Below are 13,734 nucleotides of genomic sequence, written 5' to 3' on the forward strand. Positions count from 1 at the left end.
CCCGTCACGCCGCCATGGCCCGGCGCCTGCATCCGTTCCATGGCGGCCTGAGCCTGCCGACGCACAAGCACGAGGCCACGGCCGACGCGATCCAGCCCTGCCCGTTGCCCGGAACGCTGGTGCTTTCCCTGCTGCAGCATGCCGGTGCACTGGCCGAGCCACTGGTGCAGGCCGGTGACGAGGTGGTGGCCGGCCAGTGCATCGCACGGGTGAGCCATCAGCGTGGCGCGCACCTGCACGCCCCCGCGGCGGGGCGTGTGCGCAGCGTCGAGCCACGCCCCCTGCCCGGCATGGCCGGAATCGCCGCTCCGCACATCGTGCTCGACCTCGATGACGGCCAGGCGGCGCCGACGCCCCTGCCCTCCAGGCCGCTGCCCGCGCTGGATCCGTGGACCGCTCCGCGACAGGCACTCCTGGAGCGCATCCGTGAAGCGGGTGTCGCCGGCATGGGCGGCGCCGGCTTCCCGACCGCCGAGAAGCTGGCGGTGCCACGCAGCGTGCTGGTCATCAACGGCGCCGAGTGCGAACCCTACGTCGCCTGCGATGATCGGCTGATCCGGGAAAACGCGGTCCGGGTCGTGCAGGGCAGCCGCTTGCTGCAACGCATCGTCGGTGCGGAGCACGTCTTCATCGCGGTGGAGGACTGCATGGGCGAAGCGGCCGCGGCGCTGCGAGAAGCGCTGGACCAGGTTCAAGCGCCGGATCTCGAACTGGCCCTGGTGCCCAGCCGCTACCCGCAGGGTGGCGAGCGCCAGCTGATCCAGACGCTGACCGGTCGCGAGGTCCCCCGCGACGGCCTGCCGCGCGACCTCGGGGTACTGGTCCACAACGTGGCCACGGCTGTCGCTGCATGGCGCGCCGTCACCGAGGGGACCCCGCTGTGTTCGCGCGTGGTGACCGTCACTGGTCCGGGCGTGGCGCGGCCGGGAAATTTCGAAGTGGCGATCGGCACCCCGGTCGCGGACCTCGTCGAGGCCGCCGGCGGGTACACGCCACGCGCAGCGCGGCTGGTGCTGGGCGGGCCGATGATGGGGCACGCCCTGCCCGACGACAGTTTCCCGATCACCAAGTCCAGCCTGGCGGTGGTGGTGCTGGGCGTCGAAAACCTGCGCGCCACGGCACCCGAACTGCCATGCATCCGCTGCGGCGAGTGCGCCAGCGTGTGCCCGGCCAGGCTCCTGCCCCAGCAACTGCTTTGGGACGTACGCGCCGGGGCGCTGGATCGCGGCCGCGAGGACGGCCTGTTCGACTGCATCGAATGCGGCTGTTGCGACCTGGCCTGCCCCAGCCAGATTCCGCTGACCCAGCACTTCCGCCACGCGAAGACCGCGTTGCGCGAAGCCGAACGCGAAGGCGCCGAGGCGCGTGCGGCGCGCGAACGCCACGATGCCCGGGAAGCGCGGATGCGACGCCTGGAGGCGCAGCAGGCCGAACGCGCAGCGGCGCGCAAGACGGCACTGAGCTCCAGCGATGCGGTCAAGGCCGCGATCGAACGCGCCCGCGCACGGAAATCCGACCCATGAGGACCTTCGACACCGGCCCCGCCCCACACCTGCCAGCGCGTCGCTCGGTGCAAACGATGATGGGCTGGGTGCTGCTCGCCCTGGTGCCCGGCGTCGTCGCGCACGTGGTGTTCTTCGGTCCCGGCATCCTGGTCCAGATCGCCCTTGCCGCAGGCTTCGCCGTCGGCTTCGAAGCGATGATGCTCAAGCTCAAGGGCACCGGACTGCAGCCCTTCATGAGCGACCTCAGCGCCCCGGTCACCGCGGTGCTGTTCGCACTGTGCCTGCCACCACTGGCCCCATGGTGGGTCGCGCTGGTCGGCATGGCCGCGGCCATCGTGTTCGCCAAGCACCTCTATGGCGGCCTTGGCCACAACCTGTTCAATCCGGCCATGGTCGGCTACGCCGTCGTGCTGGTGAGCTTCCCGCGCGAGATGACGCAGTGGCTGGCGCCCGCAGGGCTGGGCGAGGTCCCGGGCCTGCTCGACAGCCTGCGCGCCATCCTTGCCGGCCAGCCGCCGCTGGGCATGGACTGGGATGCGCTGACGCGGGCCACGCCGCTGGACACACTGCGCACGCTGGCGATAGGCGGCGAGACACTCCTGGAAATCCGCAACGACCCCGTGTTCGGGCGGTTCGGCGGGCACGGCTGGGAATGGATCGCCGCGGCCTACGCGCTGGGTGGCGTGGTGCTGCTGGCGCGCCGGATCATCCCCTGGCAGGTGCCCGTGGCCACGCTGGGCACGGTCGTCCTGCTCAGCTTTCCGTTCTGGGCCTGGGACCCGGATGTGCACCCGTTTCCGCTTCAGCACGTGATGTCGGGCGGGCTCGTGCTGGCCGCCTTCTTCATCGCCACGGACCCGGTGTCGGGCTGCACCACACCGCGTGGACGACTGCTGTTCGGCGCCGGGGTCGCGGTGGTCACGCTGGCTGTCCGGCGCTGGGGCGCCTATCCCGACGGTGTCGTGTTCGCGGTGCTGCTGATGAACTGCCTGGCACCGTGGATCGACCGGCATACCCGGCCGCGCATCTACGGGGAAGATTCAAGCCCCCCCGCCACGCCTCGGCCGGAGGCGCCGCGATGAAGCCGGCCCTGCGCAGCGCGCTGCAGGCGGCCTGCTGCTGGGCCTGGCCGCGCTGCTGGCCGTGGGCGTGCTGGTGGTCGTGGAGTCGATGACCCGGGAGCGCATCGCCGCAGCCGAATACGAAGCCCAGCTGCAGGCCCTCGCAGCAGTGATGCCGGTGGGCAGCTACGACAACCGGCCCCTGGACGACGCAATCAATGTCGTGGCACCGGGCTGGCTTGGCAGCGACAAGGCCCTCGTGGTGTGGCGCGCCCGCCGCGCCGGGTCGCCGGTGCAGCTGGTGGTGCAGTCCGTCGCCCCGCGTGGCTACAGCGGCCCCATAGACCTGCTGGTGGGCGTGGACGACGCCCGGCAGGTGGTCGGGGTCCGGGTGACGCGCCATCAGGAGACGCCGGGACTGGGCGATGCGATCGAGCCACGGCGGAGCGGGTGGATCGACCGGTTCACCGGACGCAGTCTCGGCGACCCCGCTTTGGGGCGCTGGCGCGTGCGCCGCGATGGTGGCGACTTCGACCAGTTCACCGGGGCGACGATCACCCCGCGCGCGGTCGTCGCCGCGGTCGCTTCGACGTTGGCCTTCGTTGAGGCCCACGGCCCGGCGCTCTATGCTGCCCCGGCCGGCGAAACCCTGGTCTTCGACGGCGGCCCGCCACCATTGCCCCGCCCATGAACCCTTCGCCCAATCCGCGCACGATCCTGGAGTACGGCCTGTCCAGCGGCAACGCCGGCCTGGTCCAGCTGCTGGGCCTGTGCCCGCTGCTGGCGGTCAGCAACAACGCCGTGAACGCGCTGGGGCTGGGCATCGCCACCGTGCTGGCACTCGTCGCCACCAATACCGTGGTGTCGATGATCCGGCGCATCACCCGTCGCGACGTTCGCATCCCGGCCTTCGTCATGGTCATCGCCTCGGTGGTGACGACCATCGAGCTTTCCATGCGCGCGTTCCTCCCCGAGCTGCACGCGGTGCTGGGCCTGTTCGTGCCCCTGATCGTCACCAACTGCGCGATCATGGGCCGGGCAGAGGCATTCGCCTCGCGCACCGACCCTGCACGCGCCGCGCTCGACGGCTTCGCGATCGGCATTGGCTTCCTGTGGGTGCTGCTGGCCATCGGTGTCACCCGAGAGCTGCTCGGGGCCGGCACCGTGTTTGCCGGCGCCGGGGCCCTGCTGCAGATGCCGTGGCTGGAACTCACGGCGATCCCCGACTACCGCGGTTTCCTGGTGGCACTCCTGCCGCCGGGTGCGTTCGTGGTGCTGGCCCTGTTGATCGCACTGCGCAACCGCCTGCAGCGTGCGCCCGAGCCTGTCCGCGACCCTTCGACCGCCGCTGGAACCACATGAAGAGGAAGTCCCCCCGACCCCGCGGCATGGGTGAAGCCGCCCGTCGCGAGATGTTCGAACGCCTGGCCGCGTTCAACCCCAAGCCCCGCACGGAACTGGAGTACGGCACGCCGTTCGAGTTGCTCGTGGCGGTGACGCTGTCGGCCCAGGCCACGGACGTCGGGGTCAACAAGGCCACGCGCCGCCTGTTCCCCGTCGCCAACACCCCCGCCGCGATCCTGGCGCTGGGCGAGGAAGGGCTCAAGCGCTACATCTCGAGCATCGGACTGTTCAACGCCAAGGCGCGCAACGTCATCGCGGCCTGCCGGATCCTGGTCGAGGAGCACGGAGGCGAAGTGCCGGAGGAGCGCGAGGCGCTCGAACGCCTGCCCGGGGTGGGCCGCAAGACCGCGAACGTCGTCCTCAACACCGCCTTCGGCCAGCCGACCATGGCGGTGGACACCCATATCTTCCGTGTGTCGAACCGGACCGGCCTCGCGCCCGGCAAGGACGTGCGCGAAGTCGAGGACCGACTGCTCGAACGCATCCCCGGGAAATACCTGCTGGACGCGCACCATTGGTTGATCCTGCACGGCCGCTACGTGTGCAAGGCACGCAAGCCGGACTGCCCGAACTGCATCATCCGCGACCTGTGCCGCTACCCGGACAAGACGCCGGGACACGCGGAGGGCGCCTGAGGACCCGCTCCCCGGGCACGCTGTCGTATGCGGCGTGAAGTCGAGGCGCACGGGTGGTTACACAAAGCGCCGCCCGACGAAAACTCAGAAAAGCGCACATCCTGTTGTTCCAGAAGCCTTTTTTGGACAACGACTTGTTAAGATCAGTTGAAGATTTCGTTCAAGCTCTTCAAATCGTCGCGCAACTGTCATCGATGTGTCATCACTTCCGCCCAGAATTCCGCTCGGCAGGGCATACCGCCGCGCATTCGATTTCCACCCCTTACCTCTCTGCGGAGACACCGATGAACAAGAAGCTGCTGTCCGCCGTCGTGGCGGCCTCCCTGTTGGCCCCGGCGGCCGCGTTCGCGAACCCCAACTGGGAGTTCTACGGTCGCGCGCACCTCTCGGTGGACTGGCTGGACGATGGCCAGGAAGACGGCCTCAACGTGAATTCGAACTCCAGCCGCATCGGCTTCAAGGCCAACCACGAACTGACCGAGGGCCTGAAGGCCATCATGCAGGTCGAGCAGGAAGTGCGCTACGAGAACGGCGCCGGCAGCTGGGCCAGCCGCGACAGCTTCATCGGCCTGCAGGGCGACTTCGGCATGCTGCGCCTGGGCTTCTTCGACACCCCGCTGAAGATCGTCCGCGGCCAGGTGGACATGTTCGGCGACCAGATCGGTGACGGTCGCAACCTGACCCGCCTGCGCGACGGCTACAGCGGTGGCGACTACGACTTCGACACCCGCTTCCGCAACGGCATCCATTACCAGACGCCGAAGTTCGGCAACGTGCACGTGGACGTGCACTACTCCACCAACACCGATTCCGGCATCACCACCGACAACGACAACGACGCGATCAGCATCGCCGCCACCTACAGCACCAGCGCGCTCTACCTGGCCGGTGCCTACGAGGTGAAGAACGAGACCAGCTCCGACGCCCTGCGCTTCGGTGCCAAGTACACTGCGGGACCGTTCACGATCGCCGGCCTGGCGCAGTTTGCCACCATCAAGGATTCCACCCTGGTGGCCGACCAGGACGTCACCACCTGGGGCCTTGGCGGCAGCTACGCGCTCAACGACAAGCTGACCCTGAAGGGCCAGTACTACTGGCTCAGCGCCGACGGCAGCGACCGTGACGCGAACATGGCCGTGGTCGGACTGGACTACCGCATCGCGCGTCCGTTCCGCCTGATGTTCGCCTACGCCGCCACCAGCAACGACGACCTGGCGCGCTACTCGATGGCCCGCGGCGGCCATGGCGCGCAGCTGGCCCCGGCGGCCCCGGGCGAGAATCCGCAGGGCTTCTCCGTCGGCTTCCGCTACGACTTCTGATCCGCCTTCTCTCCGGCGTCAGGCAAAGCCCCGCGAAAGCGGGGCTTTGTTTTTCCAGGCCGGCTCAGGCGCTGGCGAGCGCCTGGGCCTGGGCCGCCCGCTCGGCCTCGGCACGCTCGGAATAGCGCTGCACCAGCCGCGGCTGGGCGGCGCGATTGAGCAGGGTGTAGCGCACCAGTTCCTCCATCACGTCGACGATGCGCTCGTAGTACGGCGAGGGCCGCATGCGCCCTTCCTCGTCGAATTCCTGCCAGGCTCTTGCGACGCTGGACTGGTTCGGGATGGTCAGCATCCGCAGCCAGCGCCCGATCAGGCGCATCGTGTTGACCGCATTGAACGACTGCGAACCCCCACTGACCTGCATGACCGCGAGCGTGCGTCCCTGGGTCGGGCGAAGCGCACCGTGGGACAGCGGCAGCAGGTCGACCTGCAGCTTCATCACCGCCGTAAGTTGCCCATGACGCTCCGGCGAACACCACACCTGCCCCTCCGACCACAGGGACAGTTCGAACAGCTCGCGCACCGCCGGATGGTCCTGGAAGCCCGGACTGTCGGTCAGCGGCAGCTGCGAGGGGTCGAAGATCCGCACCTCGGCGCCGAACAGCCGCAGCAGGCGCGCGGCCTCTTCCGCGGCCAGCCGCGAGTACGAGCGCTCGCGCAAGGAGCCGTACAGCACCAGGATGCGCGGCGGATGGCCGGGGATGTCGGGGCCCAGCCCGTCCAGGCGCAAGTGGCGCCGGTCCAGCGCGGGCAGGTGGTCGGGATCGGGAAGCGTGCGCAGCGACATGGTTGTTCCTTTGGAGAAAGGCCTCAGGATTGTCGGGTGGGAAATGCATCTCGCGAGGGGAGCGCGAGCGAAAGAACACCAGCCAGCACGAGGAACGCAGCCGACACCCACAGGCAGGCCTCCAACCCGTGGGCCTGGTACAGCCAGCCCGACAGCACCGTACCCAGCAGGCGCCCCATGGCATTGGCCATGTAGTAGAAGCCGACGTCCAGCGACACACCGTCGTGGCGCGCGTGGCTGATGATCAGGAAGCTGTGCAGCGCGGAGTTGATGGCGAACAGCACCCCGAACAACGCAAGACCGACGATCAGCACGGGTGCTGCCGGCAACATGCCCATAGCCACGGCGATCACGGCCGGCACACCTGCCAGCACGAGCGCCCAGCCGGCCACCACGCCAGCCCCGGGGACCTCATCTCCGCGCCACTTCGTGAACCCGGGTGCGCTGGCCTGGACGATCCCGTAGCCGATCACCCACAAGGCCAGGAAGCCACCCACCCGCCAATGGTCCCAGCCAAGCGATGACGCCAGGAACACCGGCAGCGCGACGACGAACCACACGTCGCGCGCGCCGAACAGGAACAGGCGCGCGCCGACAGCACGTTGATCGCCCGGCTCTTGGACAGCATCTGGCTGAACTTCGGCTTGGCACTGGCCCGCCCGAGGTCACGCTTGAGCAACAGCAGGCTCGCAAGCCACACCAGCGCCAGTCCAGCAGCCATCGCCAGGACGGCTCCGGTGAATCCGAGTGATGCCAGCAACAACCCCCCGAGGAAGAAGCCCACGCCCTTGAGCGCGTTCTTCGACCCCGTCAGCGCTGCCACCCAGCGGAACAGCGTGCGCTGCTCGCCTTCGGCCACGAGCATCTTGATGCTGCTCTTCGCGCTCATCTTGTTGAGGTCCTTGGCCACGCCCGACATCGCCTGGGCCGCCATCACCCAGGGCACGGCCAGCCACGCGGCCGGCACCGCCAGCATCGCCAACGCCACGATCTGCAGCCCGAGCCCGATATTCATCGTGCGGTTCAACCCGATGCGCGCGCCCAGCCAACCACCGACGAGGTTGGTGACCACCCCGAAGACCTCGTAGAACACGAACAGCATGGCGATCTGCAGCGGGCTGTAGCCCAGCTGGTGGAAGTGCAGCACCACCAGCATGCGCAGCGCGCCATCGGTCAGGGTGAAGGCCCAGTAGTTGCCGGTGACGACCGCGTACTGGCGGACCGCCGGCGAGGCATTGGCGAGCATGTCAGTCCTTCGCCGCCCCGACCCGCGCGACCAGGTCGGCGGCGCGGTTCACGTAGCCCCACTCGTTGTCGTACCAGCTGTAGATCTTCACCTGGCGTTTGTTGACGACCCGGGTGCAGGGCGCATCGACGATCGAGGAACGTGGGTCGGTGCGGTAGTCGATCGACACCAGCGGGCGTTCCTCGTAGCCCAGCACGCCCTTCAACGGGCCCTCGGCCGCGGACTTCAACAGGCTGTTGACCTCCTCCACCGTCGTGTCGCGCTCGACCTCGAACACGCAGTCGGTCAGCGAGGCATTGGTCAGCGGCACGCGCACGGCCAGGCCGTCCAGGCGGCCACGCAGCTCCGGGAAGATCTCGGCGATCGCCGTGGCCGAGCCGGTCGAGGTCGGGATCAGGCTGCTGCCACAGGCCCGTGCGCGGCGCAGGTCCTTGTGCGCCGCGTCGATGATGGTCTGGGTGTTGGTCAGGCTGTGGATCGTGGTCAGGCTGCCGTGGCGGATGCCGATGCCTTCGTGGATCACCTTGACCACCGGCGCCAGGCAGTTGGTGGTGCACGAGGCCGCGGTGACGATGCGATGGATCGCCGGATCAAACAGGTCGCCGTTGACCCCAACCACCGCGTCCAGCACACCGGCCTCCTTGACCGGCGCGGTCACGACCACGCGCTTCACGCCCTGGTCGAGGTAGGGCTGCAGCACAGCCTGCTTCTTGAACTTGCCCGAGGCTTCGACGACCACGTCGCAACCCGACCAGTCGGTGGCCTCCAGCGTCTTCTCGCCACCGAAACGGATCCGCCGCCCATCGACGACCAGGTCACCGTCCTCGTGGAACACCGGGACCGGCCAGGGTCCGTGGATCGAATCGAAGGCCAGCAGGTGGGCGTAGGTGGGCGCGTCGCCGGCGGGGTCGTTGACCTGCACGAACTCGAATCCGGGGCGTCCCCAGGCGGCACGAAGCAGCAGCCGACCCATGCGGCCAAAACCGTTGATGCCGATCCGGATGCTCATGCGCAACGGGCCTGGACGGCGCCGCGACGCGCCGGAGTCTCGCAACTCGCCCCACTGGCCGCACAGCAGTTCTCGCCGAGGAACCCCACCAGGGCCGCGATGGCATCCAGCCGGGCGCGATAGGTGATGTGGCGGCCCTTCGGCTCTGCCTCGACAAGCCCGGCTGATACCAGTGCCTTCAGGTGGAACGACAGGGTTGGCGGGCTCAAGTCGAGGGCGACGGCCATCTCGCCGGGGCAGTCGCCTACCGGGGCATGGCGCACGAGGTGTCGGAACAGTGCCAGGCGACTGCGCTGCGACAGGGCCGACAACGCTTGAAGGGCCGCGTCCTCGGTCATTGAATCGGTCGAATTCATTTTGATATTTCCAATATCATGGAATTATTAAACGGTAGTTTGCACCGAAACCGTCTCGGCGCAAATGCTTCAGGGCGTCAGGGGGATGTTGGTGTTGTCGCCCTTGGGGCGCTCATCCGCCGGCAGCTCGCCTTCGGCCTGGAACCAGATGTTCTCCGCGATGTTCGTCACGTGATCGCCGATGCGCTCGATGTTCTTGGCGATGAAAAGGAAGTGCGTGCAGGTGCCGATCACGCTCGGGCTTTCCATCATGTACGTCAGCAATTCGCGGAACAGACTGTTGTAGCGGGCGTCCAGGTCGACATCACGGTCGCGGACATCGAGTGCACGTACTGCATCCCCGGCGGCGTAGGCATCCAGTACTTCGCGCAGCATGCCGGACGCGAACTCGACCATTTCCGACAGGCCATTGACGGCAGCCCGCGGCTGCGCCTCCGACAAGGCGAGCGAGCGTTTGGCCACGTTGGCCGCATAGTCCCCGATCCGCTCGATGTCGGCGGCAATGCGCAAGGACGAAAGGACCCCTCGCAGGTCGCCGGCCATCGGCTGACGAAGGGCCAGAAGGCGAAGTACATCGCCCGACACCTCCAGCTCGAGCTTGTCGATGCGCGCGTCGGCAGCGATGACCTCTTCCGCCAGGGCCCCGTCACCCTCGCGCAGCGCACGCATGCCCCCGCTCATCTGCTCCAGTGCGAGTTCCCCCATCCCGAGGATCTCGCCGCGCAGTCGCGCCAGTTCCTCGTCGTAGCTCTTGACGATGTGCTCGTTTCGCTTGTTCATGGCGCCCACTCCGATCAGCCGTAACGGCCGGTGATGTAGTCCTCGGTGCGCTTCGTGCGCGGATTGGTGAACAGATCGCTGGTGTCGGCCAGCTCGACCAGCTCGCCGAGGTGGAAGAAGGCCGTTCGGTCCGACACCCGTGCGGCCTGCTGCATGTTGTGGGTCACGATGACGATGGTGAAGTTGGCCTTGAGCTCGTCGATCAGCTCCTCGATGATCGAGGTGGCGATCGGGTCCAGCGCCGAACAGGGCTCGTCCATGAGGATCACCTCTGGGCTGACCGCGATCGCGCGGGCGATGCACAGCCGCTGTTGCTGGCCGCCGGAAAGACCGGTGCCGGGCTGGTCCAGACGGTCCTTGACCTCGTTCCAGAGCCCGGCACGTCGCAGGCTGGACTCGACGATGTCGACCAGCTCCGCCTTGTTCTGGGCCAGACCATGCAACCTCGGGCCGTAGGCGATGTTCTCGAAGATCGACTTCGGGAACGGGTTCGGCTTCTGGAAGACCATCCCCACCTGGGCACGCAGCAGCACGACATCCAGCGACGAGGCGTGGATGTCCTTGCCGTCGAGCAGGATCTCTCCCTCGACCCGCGCGGATTCGATGGTGTCGTTCATGCGGTTGAAGCTGCGCAGGAACGTGGACTTGCCGCAGCCGGACGGGCCGATGAACGAGATCACCTCGTGCTCGAAGATGTCCATCGACACCCCCTTGATCGCCTCCGTGTCGCCGTAGAACACCTTCACGTCACGGGCGGACATCTTCACCCGCCCGGTGGATTTCGACGGCGAGTGCGCATCCAGCACAGGAGCCCCCAGCGGAACCTGGACCTGCTTGTTCATCGACTTACCACCTCTTTTCGAATTTTCTGCGCAGCCAGATCGCCAGCGCGTTGAGCGACAGCATCAGTGCGAGGAGCACGATGATCGCGGCCGATGTGCGTGCCTCGAAGAAGTTTCGCAGTTCGTTGCCCTGCCACAGGTAGATCTGCACCGGCAGCGCATTGGACTGGTCGAACGGCCCGGTCGGCATCGATGCGACGAACGCATTCATGCCGATCAGCAGCAGCGGCGCCGTCTCGCCAAGCGCTTGGGCCAGACCGATGATCGAGCCTGTGAGGATGCCGGGCAGCGCCAGCGGGAGCACATGGTGGAAGACCGCCTGCGTCTTGGATGCACCGACGCCAAGTGCGGCCTGGCGGATCGATGGCGGGATCGCCTTGAGGGCGGCGCGCGTCGCGATGATCACGGTCGGCAGCGTCATCAGGCTCAACACCAGGCCGCCGACGACCGGGGCGGAGAGCGGCAGCTTGAAATACTGGATGAACACCGCGGCACCGAGCAGGCCGAAGATGATCGATGGCACCGCGGCGAGGTTGTTGATGTTCACCTCGATGATGTCGGTGATGCGATTCTTCGGGGCGAACTCTTCCAGGTAGATCGCCGAGGCCACGCCCATCGGTACCGCCACCAGCAGCACGATCATCATCATGTACAGCGAACCCATGAACGCGCCGGCCAGGCCGGCGGACGCCAGCGAGGACCGCGAATCCGGGTTCGTGAACAGCGCGAGGTTGAAACGCAGGTCGAGAAGGCCGTCGGCATGCAACTGGTCGATCCACGACCTGACCCGAGGGCTGAGCTGCTGCTGCGCATCGGGCAGGTCGCGGTCGATGTTCCCCTTGAGCCACACGTCCACGTTGGCATCGGCGAGCAGGTTCACCCTCCGTGTCTGGCCGACGATCGACGGGTCGTCGACCACCATGTCGCGCAGGCGGATGCGCTCGCCGGAGGTGACCAGGCGGGTGGCATCGCGACCGTGCTCGGCGATGTCGGGAATGTGCTCGGACAGGGCGGCGACGATCAGGCGGTTGAAGTTGATGAAGCCAACCGAGTTCTCCCACTCCAGTCGGCGCTCGCGGAAGGCATTGGCATCCTCGCCTGGTTCTCGATCAGGGGCCGCATCGATGGTCACCACGGCCGGATCGAAGTAGACGTCGAGCGTGATCGAGGCCTGCCAGAAGGCGGGCAGCCCCTTGCTGAAGATGTGGACGAAGAGGATCACGACGAAGGCCAGGCCCAGCAACATCGCCCCGAGGCCCATGGCCTTGAAGGTCTTCTCCTGGCGGTGACGGCGGGAGAGCGACTTGTTGACGCGGTCCTGCACTGCACTTGGCGGCAGGCTGCTGCGGTCCGGCGAATAGGAGGTCGTCTTCATGTCAGTCGTACTGCTCGCGGTAGCGGCGGACGATCATCAGGGCGATCACGTTGAGGAACAGCGTGATCACGAACAGGGTCAGGCCCAATGCGAAGGCCACCAGCGACTGCGGTCCGGCGAAATCGGAATCGCCGGTGAGCTGGTTGACGATCGTCACTGTCATGGTAGACACGGCGTCGAACGGGTTGGCCGTCAGCACGGGTGAGTTGCCGGCCGCGAGCACCACGATCATCGTTTCCCCGACCGCGCGACTGGCCGCCAGCAGCACCGCACCGACGATGCCGGGCAAGGCGGCAGGCAGGACCACGCGACGGATCGTCTCCGAGCGGGTGGCTCCAAGGCCCAGTGACCCATCGCGGAGCGACTTCGGCACCTGGGTGATGATGTCGTCGGACAGCGAAGAGATGAAGGGGATCAGCATGATCCCCATCACGACGCCCGCAGTCAGTGCCGACGTCGCCCGGATGTTCAGCCCCACCATGTCCCCCAGCCCGGCCAGGAACGGTCCGACCGCGACCAACGCGAAGAAGCCATAGACGATCGTGGGTATGCCCGCCAGCACTTCCAGCGCCGGCTTGGCGAAACTGCGCACCCAGCTCGACGCGTACTCGGCCAGGTAGATCGCCGCGAACAGGCCGATCGGGATGGCGACCGCCATGGCGATTGCCGCCACCAGCATCGTGCCGCCCAACAGCGGCAACATGCCGTAACGACCGTAGCCACTGGTTTCCGTGACATGGAAGACGGGGTTCCAGACCGTGCCGAAGAAGAAGTCGGCCGGGCGGATGAACTGGAAGAACTTCAAGGTCTCGCCGACCATCGACAGCACGATGCCGATCGTGGTCAGGATCGCGACGGCCGAACTGAGCATCAGGGCGACCTGGACGACGCGTTCGATCTGGTTGCGGGCGCGCAGTGCCGGATTCATGCGCCGGAAGCCGAACAGCAGTCCCACCGCCGCCAGGCCCGCAGCGAGCCCGGTCAACAGCCATGCGCTGGTGCGCCGCAGGGCGCGCAGCTGCTCGGCTGCGGCCAGCTCCCAGGGTTGCGCACCCTGGACGAAGCCTCGTTCGCCAGTCAGTGCATGGATGCGCCGCAGGGCGACCCGCATCTCGTTGTCGGTAAGGCCGGGCCGTTCGACGCTGATCTGGGTTGAGATGCTGGCGTCGATGACCGTCGGTGCAAACACCAGCCATGCCACCACCAGGAGCAACGCCGGCCCCCCGGCCAGCAAGGCGAGGCGCACCCCGTGGTGCTGCGGCCTGGAATGCATCCGCGCAAGACCCGCCTCGCGCCCGCCGTGCGCCATCGCGCGACTGCGCACCAGCCCCATCTGGTAACCCACGACCATCAGGCCGAGCAGCAGCAATAGCAGTCCGTAGTTGCCCATTGAGCGGAGATCCCGACATTTCGAT

At 67.4% G+C, this 13,734-nt stretch carries 15 protein-coding genes; 6 read left to right on the forward strand and 9 right to left on the reverse strand.

Annotated elements, in window-relative coordinates; translation table 11 throughout:
* Nucleotides 1-14 precede the first annotated feature (14 nt).
* The 6 genes from rsxC (at nucleotide 15) to FU658_RS02375 (ending at nucleotide 5,924) form a co-directional block, all read left to right on the forward strand.
* Nucleotides 15-1,523 carry an electron transport complex subunit RsxC gene (rsxC, locus tag FU658_RS02350; protein WP_147890602.1) on the forward strand — a complete coding sequence of 503 codons (1,509 nt, stop codon included), beginning with the start codon at nucleotides 15-17 and terminating at the stop codon, nucleotides 1,521-1,523.
* The gene (locus FU658_RS02355; protein ID WP_147890603.1) at nucleotides 1,520-2,587 is read left to right on the forward strand and encodes an RnfABCDGE type electron transport complex subunit D; all 1,068 of its coding nucleotides are present in this window, start codon (nucleotides 1,520-1,522) and stop codon (nucleotides 2,585-2,587) included. The genes rsxC and FU658_RS02355 overlap by 4 nt, the downstream gene beginning before the upstream one ends.
* A 37-nt stretch (nucleotides 2,588-2,624) precedes the next feature.
* Nucleotides 2,625-3,257, forward strand: a complete 633-nt coding sequence (rsxG, locus tag FU658_RS02360) for an electron transport complex subunit RsxG (RefSeq protein WP_255505370.1) — start codon at nucleotides 2,625-2,627, stop codon at nucleotides 3,255-3,257.
* The gene (locus tag FU658_RS02365; protein ID WP_147890605.1) at nucleotides 3,254-3,928 is read left to right on the forward strand and encodes an electron transport complex subunit E; all 675 of its coding nucleotides are present in this window, start codon (nucleotides 3,254-3,256) and stop codon (nucleotides 3,926-3,928) included. Before rsxG ends, FU658_RS02365 begins: the two co-directional genes overlap by 4 nt.
* Nucleotides 3,925-4,605, forward strand: coding sequence for an endonuclease III (gene nth / locus FU658_RS02370; protein ID WP_147890606.1), 681 nt, complete (start codon nucleotides 3,925-3,927; stop codon nucleotides 4,603-4,605). Before FU658_RS02365 ends, nth begins: the two co-directional genes overlap by 4 nt.
* A gap of 284 nt (nucleotides 4,606-4,889) precedes the next feature.
* Nucleotides 4,890-5,924, forward strand: coding sequence for a porin (locus FU658_RS02375; protein ID WP_187265867.1), 1,035 nt, complete (start codon nucleotides 4,890-4,892; stop codon nucleotides 5,922-5,924).
* Between the two features lie 64 nt (nucleotides 5,925-5,988).
* Here FU658_RS02375 and arsH read toward each other — a convergent pair whose 3' ends face one another.
* The 9 genes from arsH to pstC form a co-directional block, all read right to left on the reverse strand.
* A complete protein-coding gene (arsH, locus tag FU658_RS02380) occupies nucleotides 5,989-6,711 on the reverse strand; it encodes an arsenical resistance protein ArsH (protein WP_147890608.1) in 723 nt (240 codons plus the stop codon).
* 23 nt (nucleotides 6,712-6,734) lie between these two features.
* On the reverse strand, nucleotides 6,735-7,271 hold the full coding sequence (locus tag FU658_RS14630) for an MFS transporter (RefSeq protein ID WP_343195868.1): 537 nt from the start codon (nucleotides 7,269-7,271) through the stop codon (nucleotides 6,735-6,737).
* Entirely contained in the window at nucleotides 7,181-7,957 is a 777-nt protein-coding gene (locus FU658_RS14635) for an MFS transporter (protein WP_222708337.1), read from the reverse strand. The genes FU658_RS14630 and FU658_RS14635 overlap by 91 nt, the downstream gene beginning before the upstream one ends.
* A 1-nt stretch (nucleotide 7,958) precedes the next feature.
* Nucleotides 7,959-8,966 (reverse strand): ArsJ-associated glyceraldehyde-3-phosphate dehydrogenase, encoded by a 1,008-nt coding sequence (locus tag FU658_RS02390; protein WP_147890609.1) that lies wholly within the window; start codon nucleotides 8,964-8,966, stop codon nucleotides 7,959-7,961.
* The gene (locus FU658_RS02395; RefSeq protein WP_255505351.1) at nucleotides 8,963-9,322 is read right to left on the reverse strand and encodes an ArsR/SmtB family transcription factor; all 360 of its coding nucleotides are present in this window, start codon (nucleotides 9,320-9,322) and stop codon (nucleotides 8,963-8,965) included. Before FU658_RS02395 ends, FU658_RS02390 begins: the two co-directional genes overlap by 4 nt.
* A gap of 69 nt (nucleotides 9,323-9,391) precedes the next feature.
* Nucleotides 9,392-10,102 (reverse strand): phosphate signaling complex protein PhoU, encoded by a 711-nt coding sequence (phoU, locus tag FU658_RS02400; protein ID WP_147890610.1) that lies wholly within the window; start codon nucleotides 10,100-10,102, stop codon nucleotides 9,392-9,394.
* A 14-nt stretch (nucleotides 10,103-10,116) separates the two neighbouring features.
* Nucleotides 10,117-10,944 (reverse strand): phosphate ABC transporter ATP-binding protein PstB, encoded by an 828-nt coding sequence (pstB, locus tag FU658_RS02405; protein ID WP_147890611.1) that lies wholly within the window; start codon nucleotides 10,942-10,944, stop codon nucleotides 10,117-10,119.
* Nucleotides 10,945-10,948: 4 nt separating this feature from the next.
* Nucleotides 10,949-12,319 carry a phosphate ABC transporter permease PstA gene (gene pstA / locus FU658_RS02410; RefSeq protein ID WP_147890612.1) on the reverse strand — a complete coding sequence of 457 codons (1,371 nt, stop codon included), beginning with the start codon at nucleotides 12,317-12,319 and terminating at the stop codon, nucleotides 10,949-10,951.
* Nucleotide 12,320: 1 nt separating this feature from the next.
* Nucleotides 12,321-13,709 carry a phosphate ABC transporter permease subunit PstC gene (pstC, locus tag FU658_RS02415; RefSeq protein WP_147890613.1) on the reverse strand — a complete coding sequence of 463 codons (1,389 nt, stop codon included), beginning with the start codon at nucleotides 13,707-13,709 and terminating at the stop codon, nucleotides 12,321-12,323.
* Between the last annotated feature and the right edge of the window lie 25 nt (nucleotides 13,710-13,734).

Source organism: Alkalisalibacterium limincola (assembly GCF_008017755.1).
Classification (GTDB): Bacteria; Pseudomonadota; Gammaproteobacteria; order Xanthomonadales; family Xanthomonadaceae; genus Alkalisalibacterium; species Alkalisalibacterium limincola.

Excerpts from the sequence above, each read along its gene's own strand:
- rsxC (WP_147890602.1), top strand. The coding sequence starts at position 15 with ATGGCCCGGCGCCTGCATCCGTTCCATGGCGGCCTGAGCCTGCCGACG.
- FU658_RS02390 (WP_147890609.1), bottom strand. The coding sequence starts at position 8,966 with ATGAGCATCCGGATCGGCATCAACGGTTTTGGCCGCATGGGTCGGCTG.
- pstB (WP_147890611.1), bottom strand. The coding sequence starts at position 10,944 with ATGAACAAGCAGGTCCAGGTTCCGCTGGGGGCTCCTGTGCTGGATGCG.
- FU658_RS02375 (WP_187265867.1), top strand. The coding sequence starts at position 4,890 with ATGAACAAGAAGCTGCTGTCCGCCGTCGTGGCGGCCTCCCTGTTGGCC.
- pstA (WP_147890612.1), bottom strand. The coding sequence starts at position 12,319 with ATGAAGACGACCTCCTATTCGCCGGACCGCAGCAGCCTGCCGCCAAGT.
- nth (WP_147890606.1), top strand. The coding sequence starts at position 3,925 with ATGAAGAGGAAGTCCCCCCGACCCCGCGGCATGGGTGAAGCCGCCCGT.
- FU658_RS14635 (WP_222708337.1), bottom strand. The coding sequence starts at position 7,957 with ATGCTCGCCAATGCCTCGCCGGCGGTCCGCCAGTACGCGGTCGTCACC.
- FU658_RS02355 (WP_147890603.1), top strand. The coding sequence starts at position 1,520 with ATGAGGACCTTCGACACCGGCCCCGCCCCACACCTGCCAGCGCGTCGC.
- arsH (WP_147890608.1), bottom strand. The coding sequence starts at position 6,711 with ATGTCGCTGCGCACGCTTCCCGATCCCGACCACCTGCCCGCGCTGGAC.
- pstC (WP_147890613.1), bottom strand. The coding sequence starts at position 13,709 with ATGGGCAACTACGGACTGCTATTGCTGCTGCTCGGCCTGATGGTCGTG.
- FU658_RS02365 (WP_147890605.1), top strand. The coding sequence starts at position 3,254 with ATGAACCCTTCGCCCAATCCGCGCACGATCCTGGAGTACGGCCTGTCC.
- phoU (WP_147890610.1), bottom strand. The coding sequence starts at position 10,102 with ATGAACAAGCGAAACGAGCACATCGTCAAGAGCTACGACGAGGAACTG.
- FU658_RS02395 (WP_255505351.1), bottom strand. The coding sequence starts at position 9,322 with ATGAATTCGACCGATTCAATGACCGAGGACGCGGCCCTTCAAGCGTTG.